10 protein-coding genes are annotated in these 15,792 nt (G+C 56.3%); 2 read left to right on the top strand and 8 right to left on the bottom strand.

Annotated elements, in window-relative coordinates; translation table 11 throughout:
* Positions 1–37: 37 nt before the first annotated feature.
* Positions 38–6,160 (top strand): non-ribosomal peptide synthetase, encoded by a 6,123-nt coding sequence (locus TW77_RS16895; RefSeq protein WP_052713240.1) that lies wholly within the window; start codon positions 38–40, stop codon positions 6,158–6,160.
* Between the two features lie 137 nt (positions 6,161–6,297).
* On the opposite strand, the gene TW77_RS16890 is transcribed toward TW77_RS16895, so the two are convergent.
* The gene (locus TW77_RS16890) at positions 6,298–7,530 is read right to left on the bottom strand and encodes a lysine N(6)-hydroxylase/L-ornithine N(5)-oxygenase family protein (RefSeq protein ID WP_046006151.1); all 1,233 of its coding nucleotides are present in this window, start codon (positions 7,528–7,530) and stop codon (positions 6,298–6,300) included.
* Between the two features lie 14 nt (positions 7,531–7,544).
* Positions 7,545–7,715, bottom strand: coding sequence for a hypothetical protein (locus TW77_RS25420; protein WP_162197966.1), 171 nt, complete (start codon positions 7,713–7,715; stop codon positions 7,545–7,547).
* An 83-nt stretch (positions 7,716–7,798) separates the two neighbouring features.
* Here TW77_RS25420 and dapE point away from each other — a divergent pair, with 83 nt between their 5' ends.
* A complete protein-coding gene (gene dapE, locus TW77_RS16885; protein ID WP_046006150.1) occupies positions 7,799–9,022 on the top strand; it encodes a succinyl-diaminopimelate desuccinylase in 1,224 nt (407 codons plus the stop codon).
* A 25-nt stretch (positions 9,023–9,047) separates the two neighbouring features.
* Here dapE and TW77_RS16880 read toward each other — a convergent pair whose 3' ends face one another.
* The 6 genes from TW77_RS16880 to fhuF form a co-directional block, all read right to left on the bottom strand.
* On the bottom strand, positions 9,048–9,812 hold the full coding sequence (locus TW77_RS16880) for a 2,3-dihydro-2,3-dihydroxybenzoate dehydrogenase (protein ID WP_046006149.1): 765 nt from the start codon (positions 9,810–9,812) through the stop codon (positions 9,048–9,050).
* Positions 9,802–11,124 carry a condensation domain-containing protein gene (locus TW77_RS16875; RefSeq protein WP_046006148.1) on the bottom strand — a complete coding sequence of 441 codons (1,323 nt, stop codon included), beginning with the start codon at positions 11,122–11,124 and terminating at the stop codon, positions 9,802–9,804. The genes TW77_RS16880 and TW77_RS16875 overlap by 11 nt, the downstream gene beginning before the upstream one ends.
* Complete coding sequence (locus TW77_RS16870) at positions 11,124–11,990, bottom strand: isochorismatase family protein (protein WP_046006147.1); 867 nt, start codon at positions 11,988–11,990, stop codon at positions 11,124–11,126. The genes TW77_RS16875 and TW77_RS16870 overlap by 1 nt, the downstream gene beginning before the upstream one ends.
* A 23-nt stretch (positions 11,991–12,013) precedes the next feature.
* Complete coding sequence (locus tag TW77_RS16865; RefSeq protein WP_046006146.1) at positions 12,014–13,615, bottom strand: (2,3-dihydroxybenzoyl)adenylate synthase; 1,602 nt, start codon at positions 13,613–13,615, stop codon at positions 12,014–12,016.
* Entirely contained in the window at positions 13,612–14,850 is a 1,239-nt protein-coding gene (locus tag TW77_RS16860; protein WP_046006145.1) for an isochorismate synthase, read from the bottom strand. Before TW77_RS16860 ends, TW77_RS16865 begins: the two co-directional genes overlap by 4 nt.
* A 77-nt stretch (positions 14,851–14,927) precedes the next feature.
* The gene (fhuF, locus tag TW77_RS16855) at positions 14,928–15,689 is read right to left on the bottom strand and encodes a siderophore-iron reductase FhuF (RefSeq protein WP_156158697.1); all 762 of its coding nucleotides are present in this window, start codon (positions 15,687–15,689) and stop codon (positions 14,928–14,930) included.
* Between the last annotated feature and the right edge of the window lie 103 nt (positions 15,690–15,792).

Raw genomic sequence — 15,792 nt, 5'->3', positions numbered from 1 at the left:
TGTACTCGACCGGGCACTGAATCTGTGCCCACCGGGTGTGGCCGGAGAGCTTTATATCGCCGGTACGGGTCTGGCACGGGGGTATGTTAACCGTGCCGACCTGAGCGCCGAGCGCTTTGTGGCCGACCCGTTTATGAATGATGGCAGCCGCATGTATCGCAGTGGCGACTTAGTGTGCTGGAACAGCGAAGGCCAGCTGGATTATCTCGGCCGGACCGACCATCAGGTTAAAATTCGTGGTTTCCGAATTGAGCTGGGCGAAATCGAGGCGGCCTTGTACGCCATAGATGGTGTCCGGGAAGCGGTCATAGTGGCCGACCGCGATGGCGCGACGCAGCGTCTGGTAGGCTATGTGTCGGGCGAAGCGGACGTCGAACTGGCGGTCGACGCGCTCAAAGCAGAACTGGCGGCCCAACTGCCAGAGTATATGGTGCCGGCCGTGATCATGGTGCTGGATACGTTACCGCTGAACAGCAATGGCAAAATCGACCGAAAAGCACTGCCAAAACCACAGCTGAACAGTGCCGTGCAATATGTTGCGCCGCAGGGCAAGGCCGAGCAATTGCTGGCTGAAAGCTGGCAAAGTGTGCTGGGTGTTGCTCAGGTTGGCCGGGATGACAACTTCTTCGCGTTGGGTGGCGACTCCATTTTGAGTTTACAGATCATTGCCCGACTGCGTCAGGGCGGTTTCTCCGTGACGGCAAAACAGCTGTTTGAATTGCAAACGGTGGCCAGACTGGCACCAGTGATGACGGAGCACACTGCGGATGCTTTGCCACAGCAAAATGTCAGTGGTCAGGTGGCACTGTTGCCAATTCAGCAGGCTTTCTTTGAGCGCAACATGACGCATTACCAGCACTGGAACCAGGCGGTGATGCTGGAGCTGGCGACGCCGCTGACTGCCGAGCAACTGACACAACAGGTGACTGAATTGCTGACCCAGCACGACGCGCTGAGACTGCGTTTTATTCGTGATGCAGCAGGACAATGGCAACAAAGTTATCGCGATGTCAGTGCCGATATGGCGGCGCAAAGCATCTGGTATCAGCGTGCCTCAATCAGCGAACTGAGTGACATTGCCGAGCAGGCGCAGCGCAGTCTGGATCTGGAAAATGGCCCGCTGCTACGCGTGGTACATGTGAGTCTTGACGACGGCACTGCGCGCTTATTACTGGTGATCCACCACCTGGCGGTCGATGGGGTTTCCTGGCGCATCTTGCTGGAAGATTTGACCACCTTGTGGCAATCGGAACAGGCACAGCTGGGGGCAAAAAGTCACAGCTATCAGTTCTGGGCACAGCAGATCCAAAGCTATGCCTCGGCGCATCCGGCTGAATATGCCTACTGGCAGGAAATGGCGACGCCGCAGACCCGTTTCCCCGAGCTGAACCCGGCGGGCAGTCGCCAGTATCAGGCCGCGGATATTTCTACCCTGATACTCGATACGGCAACGACTACGGCACTGCTAACCCAGGCGGGGCAGACTTACCGCACTCAGGTCAATGACCTGTTACTCAGCGCACTGAGCGAGGCCCTATACCGCTGGACCGCGCAAACTGAGCATCAGATCAACCTGGAAGGACATGGCCGTGAGCCATGGAATGATGAGGTCGATCTGAGTCGCACAGTGGGCTGGTTTACCAGCCTGTTCCCGGTGTTGTTGACGCGTCTTCCCGAGTTGTCCGACACCATTAAGTACAACAAAGAGCAGTTGCGCGGCATCCCGAACAAAGGCGTAGGTTATGGTGCTTTCCGCTACTACGGCAGTGCTTCGCAGCGCAGCGAACTGGCGGCTCAGACGCCCGCTGAAATAGAGTTTAACTATCTCGGCCAGCTCGACAACGTGGCCAGCAAAGAAGCCGGCTGGCGACCTGCTACTGAGTCCACCGGCACGGCCTGGGATCCGAACTATGAAATGGACACAGAGCTGTCGATCACCGCGCAAGTCACTGAAGGTCAGTTACAGGTACTGGTTCGCTACGCGCCACAACGCGTGCCTGCACAGCAGGTGGAGATCTTCACCGCGCATCTGCAAGGTGCTCTGGAAGAAGTGGTGGCTCAGTGCGCAGTGGCTGAGGCGACCTTTACGCCATCCGATCTGCCACTTAGCGGGCTGAGCCAGGCACAAATCGACAACCTGCCGCTGGCACTTGAGCACGTCAGTACGTTATATCCTTTGTCGCCGATGCAGCAGGGCATGCTGTTCCAGAGCCTCTATCAGGGGGGCGAAACCTATGTTAACCAGAGCTGCTTTATGGTTACGGGTCTGGATATGGCCCGCTTTAAAGCCGCCTGGCAGCAGGTGGTGGATCGCCACGACACGCTGCGGACCGGATTTGTCGATGTCGACGGTATCTCGTTACAGTATGTCGCTCAGTCAGCCGAGCTTGACTGGCAGGTGCTGGACTGGCGTGACCGGGCGGTCTCTGAGGTAGAACTGAAAGCGTTTGCCAGACAAGAGTCGCGTCGCGGCTTTGATCTGCAAGGCGAACCGGGCCTGAGCAGAATGCGCATTATCGAGCTGTCAGACGGTCGTCATGCTTTGGTCTGGACCATGCACCATATTCTCACCGATGGCTGGAGCCGCGCCGCCATGCTGGGTGAAGTGTTGATGGCCTACGAAGGGCAAACTTTACCGCCGGTGACGGGCCAGTATGGCGATTATATCGCTTACCTGGCGCAACTGGATGAAGCGCAAAATCGCGCCTTCTGGCAGCAACAACTGGCGCCACTGGAAGAGCCCAGTTACCTGAGCGGCACCCTGAACAAGCCTCAGAGCGGCCAGTTTGGTGGCTTTGATGTGCACCTGTCTGCCCCTGAATTTGCCCAGCTGGTGGCTTTTTGTCAGGATCATCGCATTACCCAGAATACCCTGGTGCAGGGCGCCTGGGCGCTGCTGCTGAGCCGTTATTTGGGTCGCGATACTGTGTGCTTCGGTGCCACAACCTCGGGTCGTCCAAACGATTTGGCCGGTCATGACGCCATCCAGGGCATGTTTATCAATACCGTGCCTATGGTTGCATGCGTCGATCCGGCTCAGTCGCTGAACGACTGGCTACAGGCCCAGCAAAGCACGGCGCTGGCGGTGCGTGAGCATGAGTTTACGCCGCTGTACGACATTCAGAAGCTGGCAGCACAGTCACTGGAACTCAGTCGCGAGGGCTTATTCGACACCCTGTTGGTATTCGAAAACTACCCCATTGATGAGGCGATGTTACAACAGGAAGCACGTCAGACCCGTTTTGAAGTCCTGGAAGATCGCGAAGAAACCAACTTCCCGCTGACCATCAGCTTTATTCAGGAAGACACCCTGCGACTGCACTTCAGCTATCAGGGAAGTGAGCTTGCCGAAGCTGATGTGAAAGCACTGGCCGCGCAGTATAAAACGCTGATCCTGGCTATGTTGCAGACACCGCAGGCGCGTTTGTCTGAGTTTTCACTGGTCAGCGAGACACAGCAGCAGACCTTGCAGGGTCTGGGCTTTGGTGAGTCTATCACACCGCTGCACTCGGGCGCGGTGGAGCCAATTTATCTGCCGGGTGGTGCAGTACCACAGCTCGGTGCGACGCAATATCAGGATGTGGTGTCAACAATCAACCGCCTGGCGGAGCTGACGCCAGATGCCGAGGCGGTGATCTGCGACGGGCGCAGCTACAGCTACAAAGTGCTGGCCGACAAGTCCAGTCAGCTGGCCCATTACCTGCGCGAACAGGGGGTGAGGCCTGAGCAGCGCGTCGGTGTGGCACTGGCGCGAGGGATTGATTTACCGTTGGCATTTCTGGCCATTCTCAAAGCCGGGGCTGTGTATGTGCCGATGGATCTCAGTTATCCGCAGGAACGTCTGGCCTACATGATCAAGGACAGTCAGATGGCCCATATCCTGACCAGCGACAACAGCCTGGATGACATTGCCGGTTCAGCCACGTTACACCCTTTTGCCGACATCGAACTGAGCGAACAATGGCAGCAGCCAGCGGTGTGTCCGGCGCAGGGCGCGTATCTGATCTACACTTCGGGCTCGACGGGTAATCCTAAAGGCGTGCTGGTCAGCCGGGCGTCTATCGCGGCACATTGCCGCGGCATTGGTCGCCGTTATGAAATGCGCCCCAGTGATCGCGAGCTGATCTTTATGTCGTTCTGTTTCGATGGTGCGCATGAGCGCTGGCTGACGGTGCTGACCCATGGCGCGGCTGTGGTGATCCGCCCTGAGCGCCAGTGGGACTTACACGAAACCTATCAGAACCTGCATCAGCAGCGGGTGTCTATAGCTGTCTTCCCGCCGGTGTTCCTGCGTGAGCTGGCAGCCCATGTCGAGCAGGTCGGCAACCCGCCGCCGGTTCGGGTCTACTGTTTTGGTGGCGATGCGATGCCACAGGCCACCTTTGAGCTGGCCCAGCGGGTATTAAAACCTGACTTCTTTATCAATGGTTACGGTCCGACCGAAACTGTGGTCACGCCACTGACCTGGAAAGCCCTGCCGGGCAGCGAGTTTGATGCGGTGTATGCGCCGATAGGTGAACTGGTCGGCCAGCGTCAGGCCTGGCTGCTCGACAGTCACCTCAATCTGGTGTTGCCGGGACAGGTGGGCGAGTTATATCTGGCCGAAGAAATTGGCCTGGCACGGGGCTACCTGAACCGTCCAGACTTAACCGCCGAGCGCTTTGTGGCTAACCCGTTTGCCAATGATGGCAGTCGCTTATATCGCACCGGCGATCTGGTACGCTGGAACGAGCAGGGGCTGATGGAATACCTGGGCCGGACCGACCATCAGGTGAAAATTCGTGGGTTCAGGATTGAACTGGGCGAAATCGAAACCCTGCTGCGCAAGCGCCCTGAAGTACGTCAGGCCGTGGTCGTCGCGGATGACACCCCCAGTGGTAAGCGTCTGGTGGCCTATGTCAGTGGCCATCAGGGCGAGCTGCCCGATGAAGCCGCACTCAAAGCCATGCTGACAGCCAGTCTGCCGGACTACATGGTGCCTGCGGTGATCATGGCACTCAGCGATTTGCCGCTGAACAGCAATGGCAAAATAGACCGCAAGGCGCTACCTAAGGCTGAGCTGCAAAGTGAAGTCAGTTATGTCGCGCCACATAACCACACTGAAGCCCTGATGGCCGAGATCTGGCAAATGGTGCTGGGCGTGGCACAGGTCGGGCGTCGGGATAATTTCTTTGCGCTGGGCGGCGACTCTATCTCCGGGCTGAAAGTGATCAGCCTGTGGCAGCAGCGCAGTGAGCAGCCGCTGGCACTCAAGCAACTGTGGCAGGCGAGTGATTTGGCGGCGCTGGTGGCGACTATGCAAAACGCCGATAACTCCGTATTGCAGCCGCTGAACCCGCACACGGACAAAGCCGAGACCTTGTATTGTTTCCATGAAGGCAATGGCCTGACTGCGCCATACCGCCCGCTGGCCGAGCAGCTCACGGGTCAGTTTAATTGCGTCGGGGTGGCGCCGGCGGCGAACCTGTCAGACATTAATGGCCTGACGGCGCTGGCCGGGCATTACGCTGAGGCGCTGATGACGGCGCAGCCGCACGGGGCTTTCCATCTGATGGGCTGGTCACTGGGTGGCGCACTGGCAGTACTGGTGGCCCGCACGCTTAAAGCGCAGGGGCGCAACGTGCGTCAGGTGTATCTGGTGGATAGTTGGAACCCGTGTAGCGACTTTGCCGCGACGCAGCTGAATTGGTCCGACTGGGTGCTGGAGTGGATTGGTGGGGCAGCCCAATCGGTCGACGCCGCATTGCATCAGGCGTTTGTGGCAGAGCTCAGCGAGGCGTTACAGCAAGACCTGAAGGATGCAGATACGCTGGCAAGCTGGCTGGTGGCGCATCGCACTCGTTTTGCTGAACTGTTCAATGAAGAGCTGCTACTGCTGCCACAGCAGGAGCTTGGCAAACTGCTGTCCGACGGGTTTGAGCTGTATCGACTGGCCCGAATGACGCCGACAGAACATCAGCCGGATTACACCCTGGATGGCGTGACCGAACGGGCGCACGCCTGGTGGTCAACGGATGCCGACCCCGCAGCGACGGCGGCCTATCAAACCATGCTGGGCAGCATAGTGACGGCGACCCACACAGAGGATGATCACCAGCAGATCATCCGCGCCGCAGCGGTTCAGGCCGATTTGATAGCCAAACTTACTCAGCGGGATTAACCTCCCGCTACCGCTTAAAAAGCCGCTGCAAAGCGGTTTTTTTATGTGTTTTCAGGGGTAAATAAGCGTTTGGCGTATATGAAGTGGGGATTGGAAAGGAAAAAAACGGGCTCCGAGGGAAGCCCGTAACAGGGAGATCACAGCTCGAGGGCGTCGACAATCTCAGCGGATCGCACCGCCAGAATAGACAGCAGAGAATCACTGATCCCATGGGTCTGCTCATTCACACCCTGAGTGAAGATCTTGGGCTTGAACTGCTCGCTGGTCTCCAGTTGATATTGGCGTGTAATGTTTGGTTGTAACCACTCACTCACCTGCTCAAGCAGCGGTGAACGGCTCGGATACTGGTAGCCTGTGGCCAGCACCAGCTGATCATATTCCACCTGACTGACACCATGGATGTTTTCCAGCTCCAGAACCACTTTACCCTCGGTATTAATGCGGGCTGCATTGACACTGGTACGGTTGCGGATCGCCAGACGCTCTGTGCCGTTGAGTTTTTGTTGGTACAGGCTGGCGTAAATGTGGTCGATCAGTGGCTCATCGACCACTGAATAGTTGGTGCTGCGGAACTCGTTAAAGTAACGATCTCTTTGCTCCGGCGACTTGCTGAAGACCACGTCGGTAAAGCCGGGATCAAAGATCTCATTAACAAACGGACTGGAATCGGCAGGTTTCATCGCACCGGCACGCATGATCATATCGACCTCAGGCTGCTCGGTCATCGCTGCCAGATCGGCAAAGATCTCGGCACCACTTTGACCGGCACCAATCACCGCAACGCGATCGCCGTCTTGCACTTTATCCTTGTTATGCAGATATTGTGACGAATGCCAGACGTTCTCGGCATCCTGTAAGGCATTGAATGGCGCCGGTACTTTGGCCGAACCACCCACACTGACCACCAGGTGCTTGGTCAGGCGCACACTTTGCTGACCTTCGCTGTCGCGACTGATCACTTTGAGGTGATCAACCTGGCCGTCCAGCAGCACCGGCTCTACGGCGCACACCTGCTCACCAAAATGACAATAGTCGCGGAAGTGGCTGGCGGCCCAGCCCAGGTAATCGTTGAATTCATGTCGTGACGGGTAGAAGGTTTTCAGATTGATAAAGTTGTCGAGACGCTTGTTATGGTGCAGGTAGTTAATAAAGCTGAAGTGACTGGTTGGGTTGCGCAGCGAGACCAGATCTTTTAAAAACGAGATCTGCATCGTGGTGTTGTCCAGCAACATGCCGCCATGCCACAAAAAGTCCTGCTGCTTTTCGATAAAGCAGACTCGATCGCTCAGTTTATTTTGTTCCTGAAGGGCGATGGCCAGAGCCAGGTTGGCGGGACCAAATCCAATCCCAATCACGTCGTATAGTTTCATTGTTTTGCCTTTGATTACCTTAACCACACGCAAAGCTGCGTGAAATAGTGTTTCTTGCCTTTAAGGACGAAGGCTGCGGGCGTTTCTTTAGGGCTGAAGTAGGGGAAATCAGCACAAAGCGCAGTGAAAAAAATCGCATTGATCCAGGGCAAAAATCCGGCAATTAATATGAATTTTTTACCCATCGGCTCGTCTAGCTAATCAACCGGGGCAAAGGTTTTACTTTTGTCCATCATTTCAATAACTAAGAATAAACGGGTAAAGCCATATGCAAGTTGCCGGAACGGCTCTGAAACGCTGTGCGACATTAAGTGAACAGGCCATTGCACTGACTCAAAAGTTGGTGCGTTATAAATCCATTACCCCGGACGATGCCGGCAGCTTCTGCTTTTTAGTGCGCAAGTTACAGTCGCTTGGCTTTGACTGCCACGAAGTCACTCGTCAGGGCGTGCGCAACCTGGTGGCTAAACGCGTGTTTGGCCCCGGTGAAACACTGGCTTTTGCCGGACATCTGGATGTGGTGCCGCCGGGCCCGCTGGAGTTGTGGCAAAGTCCGCCCTTTGCCGCCAACATTCAGGATGGCCGCTTGTATGGTCGTGGCGTTGCGGATATGAAAGGCGCAATTGCCTGCTTTATTGCTGCCGTCGAGTCTATTCTGGCGCAGTGTACGCGTGGCAGCCTGATGTTTTTGATCACCTGTGATGAAGAAGGCGAGGCGGAGCACGGTACGGCCGCGCTGATGAGCCATCTCAAGCAGCAGGGGGTCGATCATCTGCCGGATTATTGCCTGGTCGGTGAACCATCGAGTCGCAAAACGCTGGGCGATGTACTCAAAATTGGTCGTCGTGGCTCTTTGTCTGCGCACATCCGGGTGTACGGGCGTCAGGGTCATGTGGCTTATCCGCACAACTGCGACAATGCCACCCATCATACCGCACGATTGTTACAACGCTTACTGGCGTTGGAATGGGACAAAGGCACCCCGCAGATGCCGGGCACCACATTTCAGGTGACTCAGCTTAACAGCGGCGAGTTTGTAGATAACGTGGTGCCAGGCGCCTGTGATGTCTGCTTTAATTTTCGTTATAGCAGCCGTTTTAACGAAGCGGAGCTGAAGCGCCTGATCGACGACATTTTGCTGGACCTGGACTTAAATTACGACATCGAGTGGCAGCGCCCCTGCGCGCCGTATTTTAATCAGGCGGATGAGTTTGTGGCCCTGATCTGCAATGCCATCGAAGCGGTGGTGAGACAGGTGCCGGTACTGACCACTGATGGCGGCACCTCCGACGGGCGCTTTATTGCCTCCAGTCATACTCAGGTGATTGAATTTGGCCTCAGAAACGACAATATCCACCAGGTGAACGAATCGGCCGACGTCCAGGACATTGCCGATCTGGCGCACATCTATCAGTTAGTGATCCAGGCGTTTTGTCTTGACCCGCAACGAATCATGGATGCTCAGGCTGAGCAGCTGGAGGCGTTGACCTAATTGCTCAGGAGCATGGGGCGAGACGCTAAAACGTCGCGCCACCGTCAATGGTCAGTACCTGCATAGTGGTATGGGAAGACAGGCTGGATGCCACAAACACGATACTGTCGGCAATTTCCTCGGCCGTGGCCAGCTTTTGTAACGGGATCCCCAATTTGTACTGGGCCGCAAAGCCATCGATCACCCGTTGGGCGCCCTGATCATCTTGCCACATGCCCGTTTGCATTGGTGTCAGTGTCGAGCCGGGTGCTATCACATTGCAGCGTACACCGAAGTTGGCCAGTTCCAGTCCGGCTGTGAGGGTCAGCTGAGTCACCGCAGCTTTGGAGGCACAATAGGCCGCCATTTGCTGGCGTGGCGTATTTGCGGCATTGGAGCCGACGGTCACCACCGCGCCTGTGCCTTGTTGTTTAAAGTGAGGGGTGCAGGCACGTAAAAAGGTAAACACAGCCGTGCTGTTGACGTGCTGACAGTGTTGCCACTGCGCAAGCGTCAGCTGCTCTAAATCGCCCAGCTCCAGTACCCCGGCAATACTGATCAGGTTATACGGGGCAAGGCCTTGGGCGATCAGCGTGTCCAGCTGCTGAGCGAGCTGCTCTGGTGCACCTAAATCGCACTCCACCGCACGATGCAGCACACTGAGGTCGCTGAACTGGCGATCAAAGCCAATCACTTTGGCACCCAGGGCATGAAAACGCTGCGCCGCGGCCAGGCCAATACCCTGACCAACCCCACTGATCCACACCAGCTTATCGCGATATTCCTCTTTGAGTCTGGCATCAAACGGCATACTCTGCTCCTGCGCTGAGCTCTTCGATCACTGAATGGAGTGTGCGGTTTGGTTGTGCAGACCAGCAACGGGCAGCGGCAAAGATCTGCGCCTGCACCTGCTGTTGCTCAGTATCTGAATAGCGTGCAACATTGGCGTCGGTATCCAGTTTCGCCGGCTGGTCCTGCAATAAATGCCATTGCAGCATAATGTCGTCGGTGGCACCGGCGCTGAGAATATGCGACTGGCACGACACCGCACCGTATTTTGGACTGCTTGAGAAGGGCAACAGGTTAACCGTGGGGCCATATACGTGCGGGCTCAGACCTTGTTTGTTGCGTTCGCGCTTGAGTTCTTCTACCCGGAAGGTTTGCAGTGATTTCAGCGCTTTGATCCCCTGATTGATCACCCGGCAGCACTGGCTGAGGGTCATTTCGGCATCCAGCTCCAGCGGCAGCGGCATCACGTTGCTTTGCACACAGGGCGTGCTCAGCTCTACCTGATGCTGGCGGTTCATCATGATCATGCCAAGGGTGACATGGTACTGAGCGGATTTAGCAACCAGCGCGGCGCACACGGCGGCGATCAGCAGCTCGGCATGCGCGGCCTGGCACAAAGTGGCGGCCGACTGAATGGTATGCCAGTCTGCGCGGCTCAAAGTGGCACTTTGGCGGCGGTTCGCCTCGGTGACGTCCGCATCTTTGGCACTAAAGCTTTGTGGTGGCGGTGCGTTTTCCAGCCAGGCGATCAGCGTGGCTTTGGCCACCTGCTGACGGGCCAGATAGGTTTCGCTGCGTTGCCATTCGAGCAACTGGCTTTGTGTACCAAAGCGCAGATTGGGCAATGCCCGGCCTTTTTGTAATGCGTTATAGCTGCGGTTCAGTGCCTGAGTAAACAGACCAAATCCGTAGCCGTCGAGCAGCAAATGGTGGCCGACAATAAACAGCAGATCTTGCTCTGGCGTGCGTACCAGCGTCAGCTTTAGCAAAGCCTCATCGGGCAGTGAAAAACTCTGTGCCATATACGGTGCAACAAAGTCATTGGCAAAAGCCTGAATGTCTTCTGGCTGGGTGTCCTGAGTGTGAATATCGATCTGCGGCACGTCCTTGTTCGGACGCAGCTGAGGCACAAAACTGGCGTCATGGACAAACCGGCTCGCCAGACAGTCGCTGCTTTGCCAAACGTGGGCCAGTGCCTGCTGTAACATGGTTGCCGAGATCTGACCCTGAAACTCGATACATTCGGCGACGTTAAATAAGGTACCCCGACCGCTGATGGTGTGCAGCAGCCACATGGCCTGCTGCGAGTCGGTTAATGGCAAAGCGCTGGACATCAGTCCTCCTTACGCTCTTCGAGTAGCTCAACCCAGGCGGCCAGCGTCGGGATCTGGGCCAGTTCAATAAAGTTGGTTTCTATGCCTTGCTGCTGCCACAGGGCAATCAGGTTCATCACCTGTACGGAATCCAGGCCATAGTCGATGAGGCTTTCATGCTCATCAAATTCATCTTCCTCACAATCAATCAGTGGCAGGATATGCGCTTTGAGGCCTTCAAGCGTGGTGATGTCCTGTGTTTCTTCGCCCAGGATCTCGGCAACCGTCGCCACTTTACCGCAGCGCCCGGCCACAAAGTTCAGTGCCATCAGGTGCTCATCGCGGCTGAAATCGGCGATTGCATCGGCAATCACAAAGGGCTGAATATCACGCATAAAGGCGTCGACCGCGGTGGTCATCACACCGATATGGCCATAGATACCAACGATCATCAGCTGATCACGGCCGCGTTCTTGCAGTTGCTGTTCAAAGTCGCACTTTTGGAAAGCACTGTAGCGCCACTTGGTCAGTACCACGTCCTGTTCGGAGGGGGCCAGCGCATCAACAATCGGTTGCTGGGCTGGGTCTTGCAAGCCCGGGCCCCACATATCGCTCAGCAGCCCGCGCTCATGCTGGCCCTGTTTGATCGGTTGCGCGGTGTAAAAGACCGGAATGCCTTGCTCGTAACAGAACTGTTTAAGGCGCTGGATGTGGCTGATCATGGTTTCAATCAGCGGGTTGTTGTCGCCATAGTAGCCAACAAAATAATGCTGTACATCGTGGATCAGTAAGGCGGCACGGCTGGCATCAAGCTGCCAGTCAACGCGGTTTTCGGGCAACTCCGCAGCGCGGGGTAACGGGTAATGGGATAGCTTAGGAATACTCATGGTGTTTTTGCTTCTTTTATTAATCAGGCCTGGCCGTCGAAGGTGGCGCGCAGGGCTTTTTTATCGACTTTACCGACCGCAGTCAGGGGTAAGTTGGCAACAAACTGGAATTTATCGGGCACTTTGAAATCGGCGATCCCCAGCTGGCGCAGATACTTGCGCAGTTGCAGCGGGGTGAGCTTTTCGGCTGCGACCACAAAGGCACAACTTTTTTCGCCCAGGGTGGCATCGGGCATAGAGACAATGGCTACCTGCTCGATGTGCTGGTGGCCCAGCAAATGGTTTTCCACTTCTTCGGCCGCGATTTTCTCACCGCCCCGGTTGATCTGATCTTTATCACGCCCAACCACAATCAGGTGGCCGGAAGACAGTTGTTTTACCAGGTCGCCCGAGGCATAAAACCCGTCTGCATCAAATGCACTGGCGTTATGCTGAGGTGACTTGTAATAGCCCCTGAAGGTATAGGGGCCACGGGTCAGGAGTCTGCCAGCTTCACCGGGCGCGACTGGCTGGCCGTGCTCATCGACCACTTTGATTTCATCGTCGGGACTGATCGGGCGACCCTGAGTGGTCAGTACCAGCTCGTCGTCATCGTCATGGCGGGTGTAGTTGACCAGTCCTTCTGCCATACCAAAGACTTGCTGAAGCTGGGCACCCAGCAACGGCCTGACCTGCTCGGCCACAGTGCGGCTGAGTTTGGCACCGCCAACCTGGATCAGCGCCAGGCTGCTCAGGTCATGCTGGCTTTGCTGGGCGTGTTGCAACCACAGCTGCAAGGCCGGTGGCACCAGTGCGGTGTGGGTGATGGCAAAGCGTTCAATTAAAGGAAAGCAGTGGCTGGGACTGGGATCGGAGGCCAGGATCACGGAGCCGCCGGCGGCGAATACACCCAGTGCACCGGGTGAGCTGAGCGGGAAATTATGCGGTGCCGGCAGGGCACATAAATAGCGGGTGTCGCCATGCAGCTGGCAAATATCCCGGCTGGCGACCACAGAATAGAGGTAATCATTGTGGGTGCGCGGGATCAGTTTCGGAGTACCGGTGCTGCCGCCAGAGAGCTGGAAAAACGCCACATCTTCTGGATTGAGCTTTGGTGCATTAAAGGTACGCGTTTGTAAATAGGCCTGTTTGAGTTCGCTATTGCCTTTGCTGTGATCGACCATGATGTGGCTGATACAGGCAAAGCGATTATACAGCTCGTGCGTGAACGACTCATCGGCAAACAGCGCCTGAGCTGATGAGACAATCAACAGCTTGGGCTGCAGAATCTCGCAGTAGCTTTGTAGCTCAGTGCGCTGATGATTAAACAGGGCACACACAGGGGCAACACCGAGTTTAAGCAGCGCAAAATAGCTGATGTAAAACTCCACACAGTTGGGCAGCTGAACCAGCGCCGTGTCGCCTGATTGCAGTCCCTGGCTGGCCAGCTGCGCTGCCAGGTTTGAGCTGTAGTCATCCAGCTGCTGATAGCTCAGCTGTCGATTGGCATCGGCCACGGCAATGCCTTGTCCGTTGTGCGCCAGTTGCTCGTACAAAATACTGGTGAGCGGTTTATCCTGCCAGTAGCCCTGGGCGCGGTAGTGGGCGGCCAGATCTTCGGGCCACGGGGTATATTCAATACTCATAGTGTGTGTTTCGTTGCTAAGTGATAGGCATGCCGTACGTCCAGCGCGTTCAGCATAGTGTTTAATTTGGCTTCGGTTTCCAGCCATTCTGAGCTGGGATCGGAGGCGGCGACAATGCCGGCACCGGCAAACAGGGTCGCCAGGTTGGCTTGCAGGTAACCACAGCGGATCACCACCACCCACTCTCCATTGCCCTGGTTGTCGCACCAGCCGACGATCCCGGAGAACAGGCCGCGGCCATGACCTTCCAGCGCGTCAATGTGTTGGTACGCAAGCGCTGTGGGCTTACCGCACAGCGCCGGTGTCGGGTGCAGGCGGTTGGCCAGTGCAATCGCACTCTGTTCGGGGGCTTTGAGTGTGCCTTCGATCACGGTAGATAAATGCCACATAGTCGCCGTGCTGAGCAGATCGGGTTGCTCAGGGATATGCAACTGATTGCAGAGCGGGCCGAGGATCTGGGCCATGTCCTGCAAGACCACGGCATGTTCAAAACGGTCTTTTTTCGACGCGAACAAGGTAGCGCGGCGCTGGGCTTCAACACTGGGGCAAGGGTCGCGGGGAATGGACCCGGCCAGCGGATTACTAAAAATCTGCTCGTTTGTTTTGCGCAGCAGCAGCTCCGGGCTCACACCCATCAGTACGCCGGCATGTTGCTCAGTATGGGCATCATGCAACTGAGCAGGAATAGAAAAGTGATAGCCACTGGGGCTTTGCGTTAGCAGTTGTGAGAGCACGCCCACCTGGTCCAGCGGCTGTTCAAAGTGCAGTTCTACTTGTTTACTGAGGACGATTTTATCCAGCTGGCCATCGGCAAACAGTTCTTTGGCGTCGCGCACGGTCTGCTCAAAATGAGCTCTGTCCTGTTTGTAGTGCACCGACTGCAAACGATTGGGCGTCTGCGCGCCAGCCTGTTGTGCGCTCAGGCACTGTGCAAACAGTTGCTTGTCCAGCGTGCTGACCTGCTCCGGGATAATAAACTGAGCCTGTTGTTGCTTACAAAACGGCACCACACCGAAGGCAATGGCCTGGCCGTTGCTTCTGGCGGCATGTTCGTCCAGCTGTTGCTTAAGTCTGCTGGTCAATGCCGCATTGTCATTGATGGGTAAGGTAAAACGTCTGGCCACACCGCGGCTTATCAGGCATGACGGCCCGGACACAAATAAACAGTCCTGCTCGGGCCGGAACTCGCCAAGTTCGTGCGTCTGGGTGGGCTCGGATAATTGACCAGCATGCATGGTTTACTTTCCTCTGTTGACTCTGTCGATAGCAACGCTGATGCAAACTGCACTCAGCGAGATGTGACCAAGACGACTCATTGCGAAAAAGATTTAGTCCCGCAGGCAATTTGCTTGCGGGCGGTTTTGCGTGCCGCCATAAACTCCGGGCGCTTGGGGCAGTCGCCACAGTAGTCTTTGTGCGGGTGGGCGTGCAGCAAACAGCAGGCACCGCGTACCCGCTTGCCTGCGACCATATATTCGTTACGCTGCGCACTGAATAGCGGGTTGGGCTTGTCCTGCCAGCAATCTTGGCTCAGCAGGGAGCGCACATCCTGTTGCAGCCCAGAGGCATCAGGCAACACACTGGCGATGGTGGTGCTGATGTGGCGCAGGCGAAACACCAGATTGCTCCACAATACCCGCTCTGTGACGCTAAAATGGCGACTGAGAAAGGCATGCAGCGGGGCAAAGTGGGCAAAGATCAGCGAATGATATTTCTCGGCTGTGCAGCTGGCAGACGCAACTGGCTGGCCACACGTTGGCAGCATCAGCCGCTGTGTGGTTAAACACAGTTGCACGTGCTGCGCCGCTATAGGCAAGTTCCGATTGAGCACGCTGTGGCTGAGCAGCACGCTCGGCAGCACCCTAACGCAATAGCGCATATGCCAGACAGAGGCTTGTGCCCGGGGCGAATCTATCCCCTCAGCACGTGCCCAGCCAGCTATGGCGCTCTTTAACGCCGTTATCTCGGCAAATTGCTGTGCCAGTGTCGGCAAGTCCGGGCTCTGTGACAAAGTGACGGCCTCGCCATATTCCCGAAAGGGCCCCTGAAAAAACGGTTGTAATGTTGGAAGCAAGCGGACCTCGTGCTTGATTTGCTACAAATACCGATACCTAGACGTTTTGTGGGTGAATTTTTTTACTCCCTGTTCGTCACCACCTAAAGCAAATCCACGTCAG

It is taken from the genome of Pseudoalteromonas rubra (assembly GCF_000967655.1).
Classification (GTDB): domain Bacteria; phylum Pseudomonadota; class Gammaproteobacteria; order Enterobacterales; family Alteromonadaceae; genus Pseudoalteromonas; species Pseudoalteromonas rubra_A.
Note: the sequence above shows the minus strand (reverse complement) of the source record. Positions and strands in the feature narration are given on the sequence as shown.